At 62.5% G+C, this 18,708-nt stretch carries 17 protein-coding genes and 2 pseudogenes; 15 read left to right on the top strand and 4 right to left on the bottom strand.

All coding sequences use genetic code 11. The features are described 5' to 3' along the window. The first annotated feature begins 82 nt into the window (after positions 1 to 82). Together QNO18_RS24080 and QNO18_RS24085 are read left to right on the top strand one after the other, a co-directional pair. A complete protein-coding gene (locus tag QNO18_RS24080) occupies positions 83 to 1,084 on the top strand; it encodes a PAS domain-containing sensor histidine kinase (protein ID WP_283179993.1) in 1,002 nt (333 codons plus the stop codon). Positions 1,085 to 1,095: 11 nt separating this feature from the next. Further along, positions 1,096 to 1,455 carry a response regulator gene (locus QNO18_RS24085; protein WP_283179994.1) on the top strand — a complete coding sequence of 120 codons (360 nt, stop codon included), beginning with the start codon at positions 1,096 to 1,098 and terminating at the stop codon, positions 1,453 to 1,455. A 124-nt stretch (positions 1,456 to 1,579) separates the two neighbouring features. Here QNO18_RS24085 and QNO18_RS24090 read toward each other — a convergent pair. Further along, positions 1,580 to 1,917, bottom strand: a pseudogene (locus QNO18_RS24090) (integrase core domain-containing protein); the annotation flags it as partial. Between the two features lie 376 nt (positions 1,918 to 2,293). Between QNO18_RS24090 and QNO18_RS24095 the strand changes: the two are divergent. Beyond that, complete coding sequence (locus tag QNO18_RS24095; protein WP_283179995.1) at positions 2,294 to 2,719, top strand: VOC family protein; 426 nt, start codon at positions 2,294 to 2,296, stop codon at positions 2,717 to 2,719. A 160-nt stretch (positions 2,720 to 2,879) separates the two neighbouring features. Here the strand turns inward: QNO18_RS24095 and QNO18_RS24100 are convergent, their stop codons facing one another. Further along, positions 2,880 to 3,461 (bottom strand): PRC-barrel domain-containing protein, encoded by a 582-nt coding sequence (locus QNO18_RS24100; RefSeq protein ID WP_283179996.1) that lies wholly within the window; start codon positions 3,459 to 3,461, stop codon positions 2,880 to 2,882. 203 nt (positions 3,462 to 3,664) lie between these two features. Between QNO18_RS24100 and QNO18_RS24105 the strand changes: the two genes are divergently transcribed. Both QNO18_RS24105 and QNO18_RS24110 read left to right on the top strand, forming a co-directional pair. Next, positions 3,665 to 4,087 carry a CopG family transcriptional regulator gene (locus tag QNO18_RS24105; RefSeq protein WP_283179997.1) on the top strand — a complete coding sequence of 141 codons (423 nt, stop codon included), beginning with the start codon at positions 3,665 to 3,667 and terminating at the stop codon, positions 4,085 to 4,087. 20 nt (positions 4,088 to 4,107) lie between these two features. Beyond that, positions 4,108 to 5,214, top strand: coding sequence for a PHB depolymerase family esterase (locus QNO18_RS24110; RefSeq protein ID WP_283179998.1), 1,107 nt, complete (start codon positions 4,108 to 4,110; stop codon positions 5,212 to 5,214). Positions 5,215 to 5,254: 40 nt separating this feature from the next. Here the strand turns inward: QNO18_RS24110 and glf are convergent. Next, positions 5,255 to 6,430 (bottom strand): annotated as a pseudogene (glf, locus tag QNO18_RS24115) (UDP-galactopyranose mutase). A 180-nt stretch (positions 6,431 to 6,610) separates the two neighbouring features. On the opposite strand from glf, the gene QNO18_RS24120 reads away from it, so the two are divergent. The 10 genes from QNO18_RS24120 (at position 6,611) to QNO18_RS24165 (ending at position 17,627) form a co-directional block, all read left to right on the top strand. Beyond that, positions 6,611 to 7,711 (top strand): glycosyltransferase, encoded by a 1,101-nt coding sequence (locus QNO18_RS24120; protein WP_283179999.1) that lies wholly within the window; start codon positions 6,611 to 6,613, stop codon positions 7,709 to 7,711. A gap of 34 nt (positions 7,712 to 7,745) precedes the next feature. Beyond that, the gene (locus QNO18_RS24125; RefSeq protein WP_283180000.1) at positions 7,746 to 8,939 is read left to right on the top strand and encodes a glycosyltransferase; all 1,194 of its coding nucleotides are present in this window, start codon (positions 7,746 to 7,748) and stop codon (positions 8,937 to 8,939) included. 3 nt (positions 8,940 to 8,942) lie between these two features. After that, the gene (locus tag QNO18_RS24130) at positions 8,943 to 11,018 is read left to right on the top strand and encodes a glycosyltransferase (protein ID WP_283180001.1); all 2,076 of its coding nucleotides are present in this window, start codon (positions 8,943 to 8,945) and stop codon (positions 11,016 to 11,018) included. Between the two features lies 1 nt (position 11,019). Next, positions 11,020 to 11,760 carry a hypothetical protein gene (locus QNO18_RS24135; RefSeq protein ID WP_283180002.1) on the top strand — a complete coding sequence of 247 codons (741 nt, stop codon included), beginning with the start codon at positions 11,020 to 11,022 and terminating at the stop codon, positions 11,758 to 11,760. 61 nt (positions 11,761 to 11,821) lie between these two features. Next, positions 11,822 to 12,124, top strand: coding sequence for a hypothetical protein (locus QNO18_RS24140; RefSeq protein WP_283180003.1), 303 nt, complete (start codon positions 11,822 to 11,824; stop codon positions 12,122 to 12,124). Positions 12,125 to 12,281: 157 nt separating this feature from the next. Then, positions 12,282 to 13,052 (top strand): glycosyltransferase family 4 protein, encoded by a 771-nt coding sequence (locus QNO18_RS24145; RefSeq protein ID WP_283180004.1) that lies wholly within the window; start codon positions 12,282 to 12,284, stop codon positions 13,050 to 13,052. A gap of 22 nt (positions 13,053 to 13,074) precedes the next feature. Then, positions 13,075 to 13,593, top strand: a complete 519-nt coding sequence (locus QNO18_RS24150; RefSeq protein WP_283180103.1) for a hypothetical protein — start codon at positions 13,075 to 13,077, stop codon at positions 13,591 to 13,593. Beyond that, positions 13,557 to 14,276 carry a hypothetical protein gene (locus tag QNO18_RS24155; RefSeq protein ID WP_283180005.1) on the top strand — a complete coding sequence of 240 codons (720 nt, stop codon included), beginning with the start codon at positions 13,557 to 13,559 and terminating at the stop codon, positions 14,274 to 14,276. Before QNO18_RS24150 ends, QNO18_RS24155 begins: the two co-directional genes overlap by 37 nt. A 646-nt stretch (positions 14,277 to 14,922) precedes the next feature. Beyond that, the gene (locus QNO18_RS24160) at positions 14,923 to 17,010 is read left to right on the top strand and encodes a catalase (RefSeq protein ID WP_283180006.1); all 2,088 of its coding nucleotides are present in this window, start codon (positions 14,923 to 14,925) and stop codon (positions 17,008 to 17,010) included. 5 nt (positions 17,011 to 17,015) lie between these two features. Continuing rightward, positions 17,016 to 17,627, top strand: coding sequence for a cysteine hydrolase (locus QNO18_RS24165; RefSeq protein WP_283180007.1), 612 nt, complete (start codon positions 17,016 to 17,018; stop codon positions 17,625 to 17,627). A gap of 127 nt (positions 17,628 to 17,754) precedes the next feature. On the opposite strand, the gene QNO18_RS24170 is transcribed toward QNO18_RS24165, so the two are convergent. Further along, on the bottom strand, positions 17,755 to 18,306 hold the full coding sequence (locus QNO18_RS24170) for a DNA-3-methyladenine glycosylase (protein ID WP_283180008.1): 552 nt from the start codon (positions 18,304 to 18,306) through the stop codon (positions 17,755 to 17,757). Positions 18,307 to 18,708 lie beyond the last annotated feature (402 nt).

Consider the following 18,708-nt stretch of genomic DNA (forward strand, 5'->3'; position numbering starts at 1 on the left):
ATGCTCGGCTGTACCGGACCTCTTGCTTGCTTGGATCGGCCTGCGCGCGCAGAGTGGGCAGCAACGGACGGAGGCCTGCACCATGTACACAGAAGATCTCTACCGCATCTTGCGGACGGGGCATGTCCAGCTGCAAGGCATCGTCGATACCATTTCAGACCCTTTGCTTGTGCTCGATTCCGCCCTCTGCGTGCAGGCGGCCAGCCGGTCCTTCTTCAGCATCTTTGGGGTGGACCGGGATGAAACGATCGGCAAAGGCATCTATGAACTCGGCAATGGTCAGTGGGATATACCAGACCTGCGGCGCCTGTTGACGGATGTCATTCCGAAAGCCTCGGTCATCATCAACTATCGTGTCGATCATGATTTCCCGACGCTCGGGCGCAGGACCATGCTGCTGACTGCGCGGACTTTGTATCATCCGGACGGCGCCAACCACACGATGCTGTTGTCGTTCGCTGATGTCACAGAGAACGTGCGCAGCGATGTTGGCAAAGACTTGCTGTTCGGCGAAATTCTTCACCGGATGAAGAACCTGCTCGGAGTGACAGAGTCGATAGCTCGGCAGATGCCAGTGAAGGGCATCTCCGCAGAAGAGTATCGTGATGCGTTCTTGGGCCGATTCCGTGCGCTCGTTGGAGCGCAGCAGCTTGCTTACTCCGACGACGAAGACCTCGGCCTCGAACAGATGCTGGAACGTGTCTTGGCCCCATACATGGGCGGACCAGCGAGGGTCGTCATCGAACCGGGTCCGCCAGTCGATTTCGGGCCTCGGAAGACAATGACGCTCTGCATGGTGATGCACGAGCTGGCAACAAATTCCGTCAAGTATGGCGCGCTGTCGGCGCCGGGCGGTCAAGTGCGGATCGGATGGCAGGTCGTCGACCACGGTGGAGTTCTGAAACTGACTTGGGCTGAGCGTGGGGGGCCGACTGTTAGGACTCCGGAGACCACAGGCTACGGCACCAAGGTCATTAAAGCTGCGATTGTTTACGCATTGGGCGGCACCGTGGAACCATCCTATGCTCCTGATGGTTTGAGCATCGAGGTGACGATTCCGCTCAAGGAAAGCCTGTCCAAGTAGCTTTTTATCAAATGGAAAAAACGGTTCTGATCGTCGAGGACGAGTTCATGATCGCCATGAGCTTAGAGACCATGTTCGAGGACCGAGGGTGGCGCGTAACTGGCCTCGCCCCTTCCGTAAAGGATGCGCTCCGCCTCTTGGAGCTCGAGCGCCCTGCAGTGGCGCTGCTCGACGTGAATCTCGGCACCGAAATGGTTACCCCTGTTGCAGAAGCCCTGAAATCTCTAGGCGTGCCGTTCGCCCTCGCCAGTGCATATGATCGCCCAGAGCTGTTCGGAGGCGCCATCCTTGCCAGTGTCCCGAACGTCGGCAAGCCGACAAACGAGAGCCACCTCTTCAACGTTCTCGAGCAGCTGGTCCGCCAAACTTAGAAGGCCGTCAGTCCGGATTGGCGCTTTGTCCGCTGCCATCTTAACGGTGCGAATAAGCATGGCTGAAGGTTGCAGGATCTGCCTCTGAGCTACTCCCCGACCATTGGACAGTTTTCGGAGATATTTAAACTACTGCCAGTGCCTGCCGGTCGGCTTCGATCCTGTTGAAGTAGACCACGGCGGGGGCAACCCGCCATGGGCAATGTGTGGGCGCCGATGGTTGTAGAAAGTGATCCAAGATCCGATGGCGGCCTTTGCTTGCGACCCGGTCTCCCAGGCGTGCAGGTAGACGCATTCGTATTTCAGGGACCTCCACAGGCGCTCGATGAAGACGTTGTCGATGCAGCGTCCTTTGCCGTCCATCGAGATGCGGGTGCCGCCGCGCTTCAGCCGATCAGTCCAGGCGAAGGACGTGAACTGGCTGCCCTGATCGGTATTCATGATCCCCGGCGCGCCGAAGCGGTGGATAGGCTGGCGCTGTTATGGGCCGAAAGCGCTCAGATCGGCGCGAAGAGCCGCATTTCGATTTTCCTTGCTGACGCAGTGGAAGGCGCGGCCCTTTCCGGACGGTCGGGCGCAAACAATGCTGCTACTCCGCAGTCCAGAATATTCCCGACCGTCTGGTAGCGTTGCAAAAACCCGGCCACGACGGTGACTATGAGGTCCCATGGAGGCATTGACCGCCCCGAGCACCCGGCATAGGCTTTACCTGTCTGAAACAGGTAAGGCTCGGGAAGGTTGGCCCGGCCCCCGCAAGTCGGGTCCTTCCGTTGAAACCCAGCGGCCCAAGACTATCAAGGCGTCTGCGCGATGTGGATGCCGGTAGAGGGGGCATGAGATGAAACCCAGAATTTCTGTTTTAACGCTTGGGGTTACCGACCTGGAGCGGTCGGTTATCTTCTACCGTGACGGGCTCGGACTGCCGACGAAGGGTATCGCCGGTAAGGAGTTCGAACATGGGGCAGTTGCATTCTTCGACCTGTCGGGCGGTCTGAAACTCGCCTTATGGGCACAACGCGATATAGCCCATGACACCGGTTTGCCGATGCAGCCGGTGAGCCCGACCGCCGTCACCCTCGGGCACAATGTCGCGAGTCGGCAAGAGGTTGATGAGGCGATGGCGGCTGCGTCACGGGCAGGTGCCGAGGTGATCAAATCCTCGAAGGAAACTTTCTATGGCGGCTACGCGGGCTATTTCCGAGACCCGGATGGTCATCTTTGGGAAATCGTCTGGAACCCGGAGTTGCTTCCACCGGAGGAATGAACAACCGTCCGGAAATCACTGTCAAAGGACCCGGGCCAGCGAGGATGGAGGACGCCGAACACGATGTTCCTCCCCATCGAGCGCCTTGCACAGGTTTACGCGCCTTGAAGGCTTCCGTTTGGGAGCGGTGGCTGGATGCAGCCGCCGCTCCCTGTCAGCCTTACTGATCAGCAGGCCACACATATTCCGGGGCACCCTCGAGGGCCGCACGATCCGCCTTGAAAACGAGGAAATAGTCATCTTCACTGTCGCCATCCCGGATCACGTCGATCTGGTCCTTCGAGACAGAAACCGTTCTCTCACCCATGCCGAGGAAGCCCCCGATATCGATCAGAACGGCTTTCACATTTCCATCCTGCCCGATGACGAGATCGCTGATTTCCCCAATGTCATCCCAGCCTTCGCCGGCCTCCGTCATTTCAACGGCTGCATCGACATCAGCCTCTGACACATAGAGGCGCTTGCCGATGAAAGTATTGGCAGACATGTCGCCCATTGCCGAGGCATAGCCAAACCCGGTGGCAGAAACTTCACCTGACGGAGCGTCGCCGGTGCTCGTGCTGCCATCGGCAGGCGCTGGTGCCATACCATCAAGGGGCGCCGTGGTGCCATCCAAAGCAGGTGTATCGCTGGTTGCCGGCGCATCTGTGGTTGCTGGTGCTGCAGGATCATCTGTTGTTTGCGAAACTGCCGGCATCGCAAGGATTGCGAGCAGTGCGGTGGAAGCAAGAAGCCTGGTCATGGGGAACTCCTGAAGTTGTAAGGACTTGATATCCCCTCAACCTGCCGCTGCGAGAAATGTTCCGGGGGACGCCCGTACCCCGGGACAGGACGAACCGCCTCTCGTGAAGCGGCGTCTTTGGCTCTTTCGAATGGCAGAGGCAAATACTCACAGCTCTTGAAACCCATAAATATACATCCATATACCATCCGCACGGATGGAGAATGGCTTTGAGTAATGTCAAACAGCTACGGGATGCGCAGCCCGAGAGCGAAAAGATCACCATCAATCTGGGTTATGTCGACCTCGGTCGGATCGATCTGCTGGTCCAGGAAGGGTTCTACTCCAACCGTAGCGATTTCATCCGCACGGCGATCCGCAAGCAGCTTGATGCCCATGGGGACGCGGTCAACACCTCGATCCAGCGCCATACGCTGGAGTTGGGGCTGCGCGACTATACCCGGGCAGACCTCGAGGCGCTGCGCGATGCCGGAGAGATCCTGCACGTCAGGGTGCTGGGCCTTGCGCGCATCGCATCTGACGTCTCACCCGAGCTCGCACGGGCCGTGATCGGCTCGATCACCGTTCTTGGCGGGCTGCAGGCATCTGCAGAAGTCAGGAAGGCCCTCATCGACCGCATCCGGTAGCCCCGAAAAGGAAATATGAAATGAAAGCCTTTCCCACAGGGGCATCGCGCGCGGCGATCGCCCGGCTGCGCGCAGGCGCCCCATTAATTGCCAACCCGTCCTCTGCCAATGATCTGGTCATGCGGACCCTGGCGCAACACGGCCTCGTTCAGGGCGGGGCCAGCACTGCGCCCAACCCTCAGGCTGCAGGCTCCTTGCAGCAGATGATGGCCCGCTTTCGGCCGCAAGAGACCACAGCTTCAGAGCCGGCTCTACCCGAAGGCGCCCGTTTCTCTGAGGATCAGTTCAGCTGTGCAGCGGGCAGCCGTCGCTATCGCACCTATATCCCGGCATCGGCGCAAAGCGGTGCCACGGGCATGATCGTCATGCTGCATGGCTGCACCCAGACGCCCGAGGATTTCGCGGCGGGCACCGGGATGAACGCTCTGGCAGAGACGCATGGCTTCATCGTGGTCTACCCGCATCAATCCCGCGGCGAGAATGCGCAATCCTGCTGGAACTGGTTCCGCCGGGGTGACCAGCGGCGTGACTTGGGTGAGCCTGCCATTCTTGCCGGTCTGGCGCGCAAGCTGGCCACAGAACACTTTGTGCCCTCGGGCAAGACGTTTGTCGCCGGCCTGTCCGCCGGGGCTGCGATGGCGGTGATCCTGGGTGAGACCTACCCGGATGTCTTCGCTGCGGTGGGCGCGCATTCCGGCCTTCCTGGCGGTGCGGCAAAAGATGTGCCGTCTGCCTTTGCGGCCATGGCCGGAAACGGGGGAGACCCTACGCCTTTGGCGGGAACCACGCCGATGCCCACTATCATCCTGCACGGCACGGCCGACACCACGGTCTGTCCGGTGAATGGAGAGCAGATCGCCCGGCGCGTGCTGGCTCTTGGGCCTCGGCAGACCCTCCAGTCCGAGGATCGCGGCCAGGCAGGCGGCCGCTCCTATCGCCGCACGGTGACCGAAGACAGTGCGGGAGCGCCGCTGGTCGAGCATTGGGAAATTGAAGGCCTGGGTCATGCATGGTCCGGCGGTTCTGCCCGCGGCTCTTACACCGATGCGCAGGGCCCCGACGCCAGCACCGCCATGGTGCGCTTCTTTTTCGCCGCATCAGATGCCAGAAACCCGGCAGACACCTGATACAGATCGCAGAGAGATGCCGAAGTAGCCCGAGCCAGCCTCACAGCGGCGCCGCCGAGAACCGCAGGGCTGCGCCACCCTCGACAAGAAATCTGTTGGCGCAGTCCAGCGCCTCACGGATGGTAACGTCCATGTCCAGATAGCGGTAGGTGCCCAGCCGTCCGACAAAGGTTACATGGGTCTCGGCATCGGCTCTGGCGACGTATTGTCTCAGCAGATCTTTCTCGCGGATCTGGCGAATGGGGTAGTAGGGGATATCGTCAGGGCCGCAGGCGCGACTGTATTCACGGTAAAGCACGGAACCTGCGTGATCCTCCCACGGGCGAAATGCTTGTGTTCGGTGATCCGCGTGTAGGGAACGGCCAGTTCTCCATAGTTCATCACCGCACAGCCCTGCCAGTCCCCCAGATGGGTGAATCGCTCGAAATCCAGCGTGCGATAGCCCAGACGGCCAATGTCATAGCCAAACCAGCCATCTATCGGGCCTGAGTAGAACACATGGTCGAACTGCCCGGCCTCACCGCGATCAAATCGGCTGTTCAGGTCCACATGGATGCCGGGATGATCCAGGATGCGTTCGACCAGCGCGGTATAGCCATCTTCGGCATGCCCTGAAACGCATGGAAGAAATAGTTGTCGTCATAGTTAAAGCGGATCGGCAGCCGTTTGAGAATGCTGGCGGGCAGATCGCGCGGTGAACAGCCCCATTGCTTTTGGGTGTAACCCTTGAAAAACGCCTCATAAAGATCAGATCCGACAAAGCGCAGCGCCTGTTCCTCGAAGGTTTGCGGATCGGTTATCGAGAGATCAGCCCTGGTCTCCAAAAACTCGCGGGCCTCTTCCGGGTTCATCGTCGCGCCGAAGAACTGGTTGATCGTATGGAGGTTGACGGGCAGCGCATAAACCGCGCCCCCTGAGGTGATTTTGACCCGTTCAGGAACGGCCGGAACGTCGCAAAGCGGTTCACATAGTCCCAGACCCCGGCATCATCGGTGTGAAAGATATGCGGCCCGTAGGTATGGACCATCACGCCGGTGTCCGGGTCCCTGAGCGTGTGGCAGTTGCCAGCCACATGGTCGCGTTGATCAACGATGCGCACCTGCACGCCCTGCTCGGCCAATGTGCGACCAATGACGGCGCCCGACAGGCCCGCTCCGACGATCATGATCGTTCCCGCCACGCGATGCTCCGCTGTTTGATGAGGCTTACAGCGCATGCGCAACCCAGGGCCCACATGCTTGGTCGCTCCAACAGGAATGCTGCCATTATGTTCCGGCAGACAGCCAAACTGCGCCAGCGATCATATGCGGGAACATTGGCGTGCCGGCCCGGTTGAGAGGCTGCGGAATGGCCCAGAAGACAGGCCGCACCCCGCGCATCCTCAGCGAGAGAACCAATGGACGCGGGCATCATTGCGATTTCGGATTTCTGCGATCCTGTCCCGCCCCGCGAAAGCGGGATCGGCCCGGCAGCGCTTTGCGAAAGCTGGCGCAATCTGCCGCCGTCCTGCCCGTCGCTGCGGCCCGAAGTTGTGGGTGGTTATCTTGAACGGCTGCCGCTGTCTTGTGTTGCCGCAGGTCTGGCCACCTCTGCCGAAGTCTGGCGGTTTGCGGGCACGGATGCCGGTCGTGATATCGCAGGCAAAAGCGGCCCTTCCGGGCTGACCTACCGGACCTTGCGCGCCGACGGTCACGGCGCGCCCTACGGGTCTGCTGAAGCTTTGGCCGCCATCCGGGAACGCGGAGCTCCGGCGATCCTGTGCGTCTGGGGTTTGGGCGTGACCGAGGACATTCTGACCGCCTGCGCCAACAGCGTGAAGATCTACAATTCCATCGACGCGCCCGCCCTGCGCATCCCCTTCGAGATCAGCCGCCATTTTGACCTCTTCCTGACCGGGGCTGAATGGCAATCGCAGGACATCCGCGCCCGCCATCCTGATGCCTTGTGTGAGGTGATGCCGATCGGGCCGGAATTCGCCTCGGACCAGACCTTCCATCCCACCGGGGCAGCCAAGGATTATGACGTGGTCTATGTCGCGGCCACCCAAGCCTACAAGCGGCATGATCTGCTGCTGGATGCGCTGTCACATCTGCCGGAGCGCCGTGCACTTTGCGTCGTCGGCTACGGTCACCTGACCGACAGCCTGAAAGGTGAGGCGGATCATCGCGGTCTGGCAATCGACTGGATTGGCCCCGTTGGCCATGACGAGGTGAACCGTCTGATCAATCGGGCGAAGATCGGCGTCGTTTGCGGCGTTCACGATGGCGCGCCTGCGATCCTGACCGAATATATGCTGGCGGGCCTGCCGGTGCTGGCCAATGCGGGGCTGGTCTGCGGCCGCCAATACATCCGCCCTGACACCGGCCTGACCGCGACCGAGCAGGACTTCCCTGCCGCCATGAACCGGCTGATCGAGACGGCCCATCTCTATTCCCCCGACCTGTGGTCCAGCAGCACTGGACATGGCCGCATTCGGTGCGGCGCCTTGGCCGGCTGATCCAGCAGGCCCGGCTGAGAAAGAAGATCAGCGCATGAATGTCTTGTCGCCCAAAACTGCCGCCCTTGCGGCCTGTGATACGCCTGCCCCGCTGATCTGCTTTTCGCATCTGCGGTGGGATTTCGTCTTGCAGCGGCCCCAGCATCTGATGCGGCGCTTTGCCCGGCACCGTCCGGTCTGGTTCTGGGAGGAGGCGATCCCGACGGATCACCACCTGCCGTATCTGGAGTTTCATGCCTTCGCCGGAACCACCGTTCAGGCGATCCGCCCCCGCGTGCCGATCCGCTTCGCTCCGGCAGAGGCTGCGCTGGCTTTGTCGCGGCGGTTGGACCAATTGCTGCTGATCACCGGCATCCACGCGCCCGTGCTGTGGTTCTATACGCCCCAGATGTGGCCCCTGGCGCGGCACATCACCGCCTCGGCCATCGTCTATGACTGTATGGATGAGCTGTCGTCCTTCCGTTTTGCTCCACCGGATCTGCGTCAGAACGAGGCGGCGCTTTTGGCGGCGGCAGATGTGGTCTTTACAGGGGGCTACAGCCTTTACGAGGCAAAGCGCGACCAGCACGCCAATATCCATCCCTTTCCTTCCAGTGTGGATACCCCGCATTTCGCCACCGCCCGCGCGGGACTGACCGATCCGGCGGATCAGGCGACGATCCCGCAGCCCCGCCTGGGCTATTACGGCGTGATCGATGAACGGCTGGATCTTGGCCTGCTGCGCGACATGGCCGCGGCACGGCCGGACTGGCAGATCGTCATGATCGGCCCGGTGGCCAAGCTTGACCCCGCCGATTTGCCGCACGCGCCGAACATCCACTGGCTGGGACAGAAAACCTATGAAGAGCTGCCCGCCTATCTGTCGGGCTGGGATCTGGCCCTGATGCCCTTTGCGATCAATGAGGCAACGCGCCATATCAGCCCGACCAAGACGCTGGAATATCTGGCGGGCGGGCGGCAGGTCGTCTCGACTCCGGTGCGCGATGTGGTGCGGCACTACTCTGATCTCGACGCCCTGAAGATCGCAGGTACCACGCCCGCCTTTATCGCCGCCTGCGCAGAACTTCTGGCCCGGCGTGGCGCTTCCGCGACCTGGTTGCCGCAAGTTGACCGGATGCTCTCCAGCGTCAGCTGGGACGCCAACTTTCGGCAGATGAACGACCTTCTGGCGGCAGCCGCTCTTGCCCATGCGATTGAAGAGGCGCCCGCTGCGCATGATGGCGTCTAAGTCATGGCCGCAGTCAAAACTCTGTTGGCGACAGACAGCGCCGCCCCCTCGGGTGTGGGGCGGGTGATGCTGACGCTTGCCACGGCCCTGACTCGCGAATGGAGGCCAGGGCTGCTGTTTGGCGACCATATGGAAGGCCATGACCTTGTCCGGCAAGCCGCCGATCTTGGGCTGCAGGCGGGAACGGTTCCCGAGAATGATTGGAGAACGGCGGTAGCAGGCGCATCTCTGGTGCATGTCCATGCCGGCATCGGATGGGAGGGGCATGGCATCTGCGCCGCCGCCCGCCGCGCCGGAGCAACCGTGATCCGCACCGAGCATCTGCCCTGGCTTATTACCGATCCGGGACAGGTCGCCGATTATGCCCAGATGCTGGGGAATGTTGATGCGATCACCACAGTGGGCGAGGCTGCCGGGAAAAGCTGGCACGCTGCTATCGGCGGGATGCGCGGCATCGACTTGCCCGTGATCACCATCCCAAACGGCATCACCCCACCCGCAGGCGCGCCCAATGTGTCGCAAGGCCAGATCATCCTCTGCGTCGCCCGGTTCACGCCGCAGAAGAACCACAGCGTTCTGATCGATGGCATGCACAGGTTGCGGCACAGCCACCCGGCGGCCAGGCTGCAACTAGTGGGCAGCGGTCCTGAAGAACAGGCGATCTGCGACCAGCTGCGCCAGCTCGGGCTGACCTCGGTCGAGCTGCTGGGCCAGCGCGACGATGTGCCGACCCTTATCGCGGGCGCAGCAATCGTGGTCCTGCCCTCGGCGTTTGAGGGTCTGCCACTTTTCGTGCTTGAGGCGATGGCCGCGCATCGCGCTGTGGTCGCCAGCCGCATCGGCGGCAACATTGATGCATTGGGGCCAGATCACCCCTGGCTGGTATCACCCGGTGATCCGATCGCCTTGGCCGCAGCCCTCGCCACGGCCCTGGACCAACCCGAACGGCGCGAGGAAGTCGCCGCGCAGCAGGCGGACAGGTTCCGCCATCTCTTCACCGCGCGTCACATGGCAGACCGCACCGCCGGTCTTTATGCCCAAACACGCGACCGCAGAAAAAGGACAGGCCCCGCTATGACAAGACTGGCATTCATCGGCGCGGGCGGTATCGCGCAACGCCATTTTGGCGTGTTGGCGCAGATGCCGGATGTGTGCATCGTGGCCGTAGCCGACCCCGATCTGGCCCGCGCCGAAGAGGCCGCACAAAGGCTGGACGCCCGCGCCTTTGAGGACCACGCCACCATGCTGGCCGAGGTCGACGTTGATGCGGTCTATATCTGCGTGCCGCCCTTTGCCCATGGCGATGCCGAACGCGCCTGCATAGCGCGCGGTTTGCCGTTCTTCGTGGAAAAGCCGCTGTCTCTGGATCTGGCCCTGGCCGAAGCGATCGCGGCAGAGGTTGCGGCGGCCAGTCTGATCACTGCCGTCGGCTATCACTGGCGCTACCTCGACACGGTGGATGAGGCGCGGGCGCAGCTGGCGGGTAACCCGGCGCATCTGATGACCGGCTTCTGGCTGGACCAGACCCCGCCGCCGGAATGGTGGTGGCGTGAGGATGCCTCGGGCGGGCAGATCGTTGAACAGGCGACCCACGTGATCGACATGGCGCGGTGTCTCGCCGGTGAGGTGACAGAGGTGTCCGCCATGACCGCCCGCCGCGACCGCCCGGATTTCGCCGGGCTGACCGTGCCAACCGCCACCGCCGCCACGTTGCGCTTTGCCAGCGGCGCGGTGGCAACCCTGGCCTCAACCTGCCTGCTGCGATGGAACCACGGGGTCGCCCTGCATGTATTCGCCGATGCGCTGGCGATGGAGATCACCGACCACGACCTTATGATCGACGTGGGCCACGGCCGCCCCGCTCGCCGGGCCGAAGGCGATCCGGTCTGGCGCGAAGACCGCGCCTTTATCGACGCGGTGCAGGGGGGCGAGAACCGCATCCGCTGCCCCTATGCGCAGGCGCTGGAAACCCATCGCGTGGCGCTGGCCGTGCAACAGTCCGCCCTCACCGGTGCGCCCGTGCAGATGGAGGTGCTGCGGGCCAACCCGCAGCCCTTTTTTCGCCGCGTCGTTGCCTAGGATGCCCGCCCTGCCGGATCAGCCCCGACGCATCCGCAGCCTTGGCGTCGAACGCCCCGGCGCGCCGTTCATTTTTGCATATGACGAGGGTCCCGCTGGTGATGGCCAGCTGCGCCTTGACCTGATGTTCAGCGGCATCAGCGCGGGCACCGAGCTGACCTTCCTGAAAGGCACCAACCCCTATCTCCACAGCCGTTGGGATGCGGGTCAGGGCGTCTTTGTCGAAGGCGAACCCTCAGCCCGGTTCCCCGTGAACTTCCTCGGCTATATGGAGGTTGCGCGGGTGATCGACACCCGCGCGCCCGGCTTTGCCGATGGCGATGTGCTGGCCACGACCTTTGGCCACAAGACCGGCCATACCGCCCATCCCGACCACGATCTGCTGCTGCACCTTCCCGGTGACATGGATCCGATGCTGGGATCTTTGCCGCGCAGATGGGGCCGATTGCGGCCAATGGCATCCTGCATGCCGATACCCTGGAATTCGGCCCACATGTGCCGCATCTGGGGGCTGGCCTCGCCGGACGCCCGGTGCTGGTCTGGGGGCGGCACGGTGGGCCTCTTCTGCGCCCTCTTTGCCCGCCGTGCCGGCGCGTCCGAGGTTGTGGTGGTTGACCGTCGGACTGGCGGCGCGGCCTTGCCAACCGGATGGGCTTTGACGCGCTGGATGAGGATGCCGCCTGGCGCCATGCCAAGGCGCGCTGGCATTCGCCCATCGGTGGGCGGGGGGCTGAGGTGGTGATCCAGACCCGGGCACGACCCGAGAGCTTGCATCTGGCTTTGCGCGCCCTGCGGCCACAAGGGTGGTCATAGACCTCGCCTTCTATCAGGGCGGCATGGAGGCCACCCGGCTGGGCGAGGAATTCCACCATAATGGCCTGTCGCTTCAATGCGCCCAGATCAACCGGATGCCGCGCGCTCTGGCCCAGTCATGGGACCAGCGCAGGCTGGCGCAAGAGACGCTGGCCCTGCTGGGTTCGGATGGCCCCGCAATCCGCCAGCACATGATCACTCATGTCATCCCCTTTTATGAAGCGCCGGGCTTTCTGCGGCATCTGCTGCAAGATCGCCCTGAGTTCTGCCAGATCGTGCTGGAGCATCGCTGATGGACGGCCCCGTTCCGCTGACCGAGCGCGAACGCGACGACCGCGCGGCGGCCGCCAGCCTCGCCACTGGCCACATCCCCGAACCGCATCCCGATGCGGGCAAGATCCGTATCCTGTGGGTCTTTGCCTGGCTGGTCGTTGGGGTGAGGAAACGGAGGTGCGGCTTCTGGCCCACACGCTTGACCCCGCGAAATACCGGATCGAGGTGCTGCCCTGTTTCCGCAAAGACGGGATGCCGGACCAGAGTCATGATCAGCTGCGCGCGCTTGGTGTGACTGTCGACACCACCGCCTATACGCTCGGGTTCGAGGATACCGTGGCCTATCTGCGCCGCCGCATCACCGGGGCGGATATCGTGATCTCATCGCAGAATGTGGCCGATATTTACCCCGCGATGGACGGTCTGGCCCTGCATCCGCCGCTGATCGAACATGGCGGGCTGGTGTCAGAGGCGCTGGCCGGGCCAAAGCATCTGACCACCCGCTATGTCGGCGTCTGCGACACCATCCGCGCGGCTGCGGCGGGCCGGATGCCGGATCGCCCGCAGCATGCGATCGAAATCCCCTCGATGGTGGATCTGACCGAGTTCGATCCCGCGACCCGCGGGCCGATGCGGCACAGCCTTGGCGTTGCGCCGGACCAGATCCTGATCGGCTGGGTCGGGCGGCTGGACCGCAAGAAGCGGGTTGAGGATTTCCTCCGTGCGGCGGCCGACGTCGCCCGGACCGAACCGTTGGCGCGGTTTGTCATAGTGGGCGGCCCGGATGCCTTCATGCCGGACTATGCCGATGCGTTGCATCGGCTGGCGCAAACCCTCGGGCTGTCGGAACGGCTGATCTTCATCGGCGACCGGCCGATGTGCCCGCGCTGCTCTCCGCCATGGACATCTTCTGCTGGCTGTCACGCGGGGAAGGGATGCCGCATGTGATCGCCGAGGCCGGGCGGCGGGGCTGGCCGTGATCGCCACGCCCGACAACGGCGCATTGCAGCAGATCCGCGAAGACGACACCGGGGTGTTCGTGCCGCATGAAGCGCCCGCTGAACTCGCCACGGCCTTGCGGCGGCTGATCGCGGACCCGGCCCTTCGCGCCCGCCTAGGGATGGCCCTGCAGGCCCATGTCCGCAACACCTATTCCGCCGCCGTGGTGGTGCCGCAGTGGGAGCGGCTGTTCGCGCAGGTTCTAGACGAACGCCCCCCAGCCCCGCCCAGCGGACTGTTCCAGAGCTTCATCCTCGGCGGATGGGAAAGCTCCACCCACCGTCTGCGCAGCGGCACGCGGCTGGATGTGATCGCCGCCACCCACCACGACACGAATGGAGAGGGTGACTATCGCCAGTTGTCAGGTCTTGGCATCCGCGCCTGCCGCGATGCCCTGCGCTGGCATCTGATTGAAGCCGAACCGGGCGCTACGACTTCGCATCTTTCACCCCCATGCTGGATGCCGCGACCCGCACCGGCACGCAGGTGATCTGGGATCTGATGCATTATGGCTGGCCCGATGGGCTGGACATCTGGTCGCCTGCCTTTGTCGATTGTTTCGCCGCCTTCGCGCGTGCCGCCGCTCTGCACCTGCGCGACCGCAGCGACGCCGTGCCTTTCTGGTGCCCGATCAACGAGATCAGCTTCTTTTCATGGGCGGGCGGTGATGCCCGCTATCTGAACCCCTTTGCCTCAGGGCGGGGGTTTGAGCTGAAGGTCCAGCTGGCCCGTGCGGCCATCGCCGCGATGCGGGCCTTGCGCGACGTCGATCCGCGCGCGCGGTTTGTGCATGCCGAGCCGCTGATCGCCATTCATCACGATCCCCAAAGCGGCCGCCCGCTGTGGGAGGCGCAGGGCTGGCATGATGCCCAGTTTCAGGCCTTTGACCTGATCGCGGGGCGCATCTGGCCGCAAATCGACGGGGCGCCAGAATTCCTGGATATTGTAGGGTCAACTATTACTTCAACAATCAATGGGTGCATGGCGGGCCACCCGTTGACGTGGATTCCCTCCACTACGCGCCTTTGTCCGACCTTCTGTTCCAGGTGGCTGCCCGCTACAACCGCCCCTTCTGATCGCCGAAACCGGGATCGAGGGGGATCGCCGCGCCGCCTGGCTGGACTATGTCGTGGCAGAGACGGCGCGGGCGTCCCGGCGGGGTGTGCGGGTTGAGGGATCTGCCTCTACCCCATTGCGAACCATCCGGGCTGGGATGACGACCGGCTGTGCCAGAATGGCCTGCTGGGGCACGCTGTCGATCAGGGCACCAGAAGCGTCCACGCTCCACTCGCCCGCGCAATCAGCAATCTGGTGCTGCCTTTTGCTCAGAATGGGCCGCCTGTTTCAGCCAAACCCTGAGAAATCGCGGAAGCCTCACTTCTCTGACCCAGAGGCAGGAACATTCTGAGCGATCCCCTGTTGATAGCCGCGACCAGCCATACGCGGCCCCGTTCTGGCCAAGGCTGAAGTCACCGGCCAGTAACAGCGCTGACGCCCAACCAGGGAAGAATGTCATGATTTTCGAACCCTTTCTGACGGCCATGATCCTCGGGCTGATGGCGTTCATCGCTGCAGCCGAACCGACAGACGACGGGCTGATGGGTGGTGCGCGCCATGACTGACCGCGATCCAAAGCCCGATCCCATCCCGCCCGAGGTTCAGCGTCGCGTCGCACCGAACGTCATAGATCAGCGCCAACAGCAGATAGACCCGGCCGGAAAGCATCGGATCGACCCCAATGCCCGGCCCGACACCAATACCAAGCAGCCCGGCTCGCTCGGGACTGCCAGCAAGCCCCCCGCAAGCTCTGGAGAATAAGATGCCGAAGTTCAAAAGCGCCAGGATCCATGACCAGACACTGACCCGCGGTGCGGGTGGCGAATTGCATCAGACGGCGGAGGACGGGTTCGATACCCTGACCACCGCACAGGGCGGGCCGGTCGCAGATGACCAGAACGCGCTGAAAATCGGGGCTCGCGGCCCGACCCTGATCGAGGATTTCCACTTTCGTGAGAAGATGTTCCATTTCGACCATGAGCGTATCCCGGAACGCGTGGTCCATGCCCGGGGTTACGGCGCGCATGGGTTCTTTGAAACCTATGAACCGCTGATAGAATTCACCCGCGCCGACATTTTCCAGCGCGCCGGAGAGATCACCCCGGTCTTCGTGCGTTTCTCGACCGTGGCGGGATCGAAGGGCAGCGCCGATCTTGCCCGCGATGTGCGTGGCTTTGCGGTGAAGTTCTACACGCAGGAAGGCAACTGGGATCTTGTCGGCAACAACATCCCGGTCTTCTTCATCCAGGATGCGATCAAATTCCCCGACATCATCCATGCGGTGAAACCCGAACCCGACCGGGGCTTTCCGCAGGCGCAATCGGCGCATGACAATTTCTGGGATTTCATCAGTCTGACCCCGGAATCCATGAATATGATCATGTGGGTGATGTCGGACCGGGCCATCCCCCGGTCATTCCGGTTCATGGAGGGGTTCGGGGTCCACACCTTCCGTCTGCTGGATGAGAATGACAAGTCCACCTTCGTGAAATTCATCTGGAAGCCCAAACTGGGCATGCAATCGGTGATGTGGAACGAGGCGGTCAAGATCAACGGTGCCGATCCCGACTTTCACCGCCGCGATCTGTGGAACGCCATTCAGGCCGGGGACTTCCCGGAATGGGAGCTGTGCCTGCAGCTCTTCGATCAGGACTTCGCCGACAGCTTTGACTTCGACGTTCTCGACCCGACCAAGCTGATCCCCGAGGAACTGATCAAGCCGATCCCGGTCGGACGTCTGGTGCTGGACCGCATGCCCGACAACTTCTTCGCCGAGACCGAGCAGGTCGCATTCATGACGCAGAACGTGCCGCCGGGGATCGATTTCTCCGACGATCCGCTGCTGCAAGGCCGCAATTTCAGCTATCTTGATACCCAGCTGAAGCGGCTTGGCAGCCCGAACTTCACCCACATCCCGGTGAATGCGCCGAAATGCCCCTTCGCGCATTTCCAGCAAGACGGGCATATGGCGATGCGCAACCCGAAAGGCCGGGTGAATTACCAGCCGAACTCGCACGGGCTTGGCCCCCGCGAAGACCCGCAACGTGGCCATCGCAGCCATGCTACCCCGCCCGAAGGCCCGAAACAGCGCCTGCGTCCTGAAAGCTTTGCCGATCACTACAGCCAGGCACGTCAGTTCTATCTGTCGCAAACGGCGGTCGAGCAGAAGCACATCGCCAGCGCTCTGGTCTTCGAGCTGGCGAAATGCGAGCTGCCGGTGATCCGCGAGCGCATGATCGCGCATCTCCTGAACATCGACGGACCGCTGGCCGAGACGGTTGCCGAAAAGCTGGGGATCAAGATGCTGCCCGATCCGGCAGATGCCGCCGTGGCACCTGTCGATCTTCCGGAATCCCCGGCCCTCAGCATCCTCAGCAATCCCCCTGAAAGCTTCGCAGGCCGCAAGGTCGGTGCGCTGATCTGCGACGGCGTGGACGCGGCGCTGGTGCAGGAACTGGCGGATGCGCTGGCCAGCGAAGGCGCCATGCTGGAAGTGATCGCCCCTAAGATCGGCGGCGCCAGGGCTGCGGATGGCAGTCTCATCCCCGCCATGCATATGGTGGATGGCGGGCCGTCGGTGCTCTTCGATGCGGTGGCACTGATCCTGACACCGGAAGGAGCCGAAAGGCTGGCCGGGGATGTGGCGGCGCGCGATTTTGTCAGTGACGCTTTTGCCCACTGCAAGTTCATTGCGCATACGCAGGGGGCTACGGCGCTGCTGGAAGCGGTCGGAATTGAGCCAACGGCGGATGAGGGGCTGCTGCCATTGGACCTTGGAACCTGCGCCGATTTTGTCGCCACCTGTCGGCAGATACGTCTCTGGGCCCGCGAACGCGCATTAAAGCCCTGACGCGAATGGGACAGGGGCTGAGACATGGTTCACTGGGGCCCGACTGCGTGCATATTTGTGTCGATATGCAACGTCTGTTTGGCCCCGGCTATCCCTGGGCGGTACCGTGGCTGGACCAGATTATGCCGAATGTCGAAGCGATATGCGGTCACAATTCTGCACGCACCATCTTCACTCGCTTCCTGCCCCCTGCCAACCCCGACGAGACAATCGGAGCATGGCGACATTACTATCGGAAGTGGGACTGCGTCACTCTGGACAGGATCGGAGCCGAGGCGGTACACCTCCTGCCCGAACTGGTGCGCCACACCCCGCCAGCGAAGATCATCGACAAGATGGTCTATTCGCCATGGTTTGATCCGGCGCTGGACCGTCTCCTCGCTCGGGCAAAGGTGAATTCGATCCTCCTGACCGGAGGCGAGACCGATATCTGCGTTTTGGCCACGGCATTGGGAGCTATTGATCGAGGTTTTCGGGTGGTCATGGTCAGGGATGCACTTTGCAGTTCATCCGACCGCACACATAGTGAGTTGATGGATCTCTACTCCAGCCGTTTCGATACGCAGATTGAGGTGGCAGATACCGAGGAAACTTTGGAAAACTGGCCAAAGGGCTGAGCAGCGCGTAACGCGTATTCCCTTCGCTTCTGTTCCTTGCAGCAGGTGTGCCCAAATCTCTGTGGCCACACTTTTCCACGATGTGGCGCCGATCTTGAGATTGACCCGTGCTCCGGGTGGCCGGGGTTTAGAACTTCCGGCTCAGTCCGGTCTCACCCGTCAGCCCGAAGCGCCATGGCAGGTCCACCGCGCGAGAGATCCCAATGCGAGGACCGCTGATCACTTCCCCGGTCGGCCGGACTGCGGGTCTGAGCACCAGATCGGCTCCGTCGAAGGGCCTGCCATTGTCGGAACTCCGTACATCCAGGGCCTGACACAATCGTCCCGGTCCAGCGCACAGAGGTCCCGTCGGGCGGCGCTTCCGCACCACATCCAATCCCCATTCCGGGCGCAATGCGCGGATCAGCACTGCCTCACCCGGGCGACCGACCACATTCAGACAGAGATGCATCCCGTAGGAAAGATAGACATAGGCATGGCCCGCAGGGCCGAACATCGCACTATTACGCAGGGTTGGCCCGCGAAAGCTGTGGGATGCCGGATCATCTGCAGCGTAGGCCTCCGTCTCGATGACGATTCCTCCCACGCCACGCACCAACAGAGCTGCGCCAATGAGCTTGCGAGCCAGCGCACATGCGTCCAGCTCAGGATCGAAAGGCGGCGTGAATGATAAGGTCATGGCGCATGCCCTCTGTGCTGCTCCTCACTTTAAGCTGGCAAGCAGGCCGCCTCGCGCGAAGAAATGTCGGCTGATCGCGGAGTGCCTTAACCTTAACGGCCTGAACACGCCAAAGCCCCCCACCCCTCAAAGGCATGCTTAAACCTGCTGGCACATTACAGCATATTTCGCACGGCAATAAAGGCAGCGGCCATTGACGCTGGACGAGGGCGTTGACCGACCCGGGGCGGACGATTTCTGCCAGGGGCACGTTGAGACATTCATCTCGCTCGCAGGACTGGCCAGCGATAGCCAGCGCAGCTGCTTCAGCACACAAATCTGACCCACTGATCGGTGAGATGCCAGAGCGCAGTCTCATATCTCAGGCGTTGTCATCAACGGGCGGGAACATCTGCGACCGGC

It is taken from the genome of Gemmobacter sp. 24YEA27, assembly GCF_030052995.1.
In the GTDB taxonomy this organism is placed as follows: domain Bacteria; phylum Pseudomonadota; class Alphaproteobacteria; order Rhodobacterales; family Rhodobacteraceae; genus Pseudogemmobacter.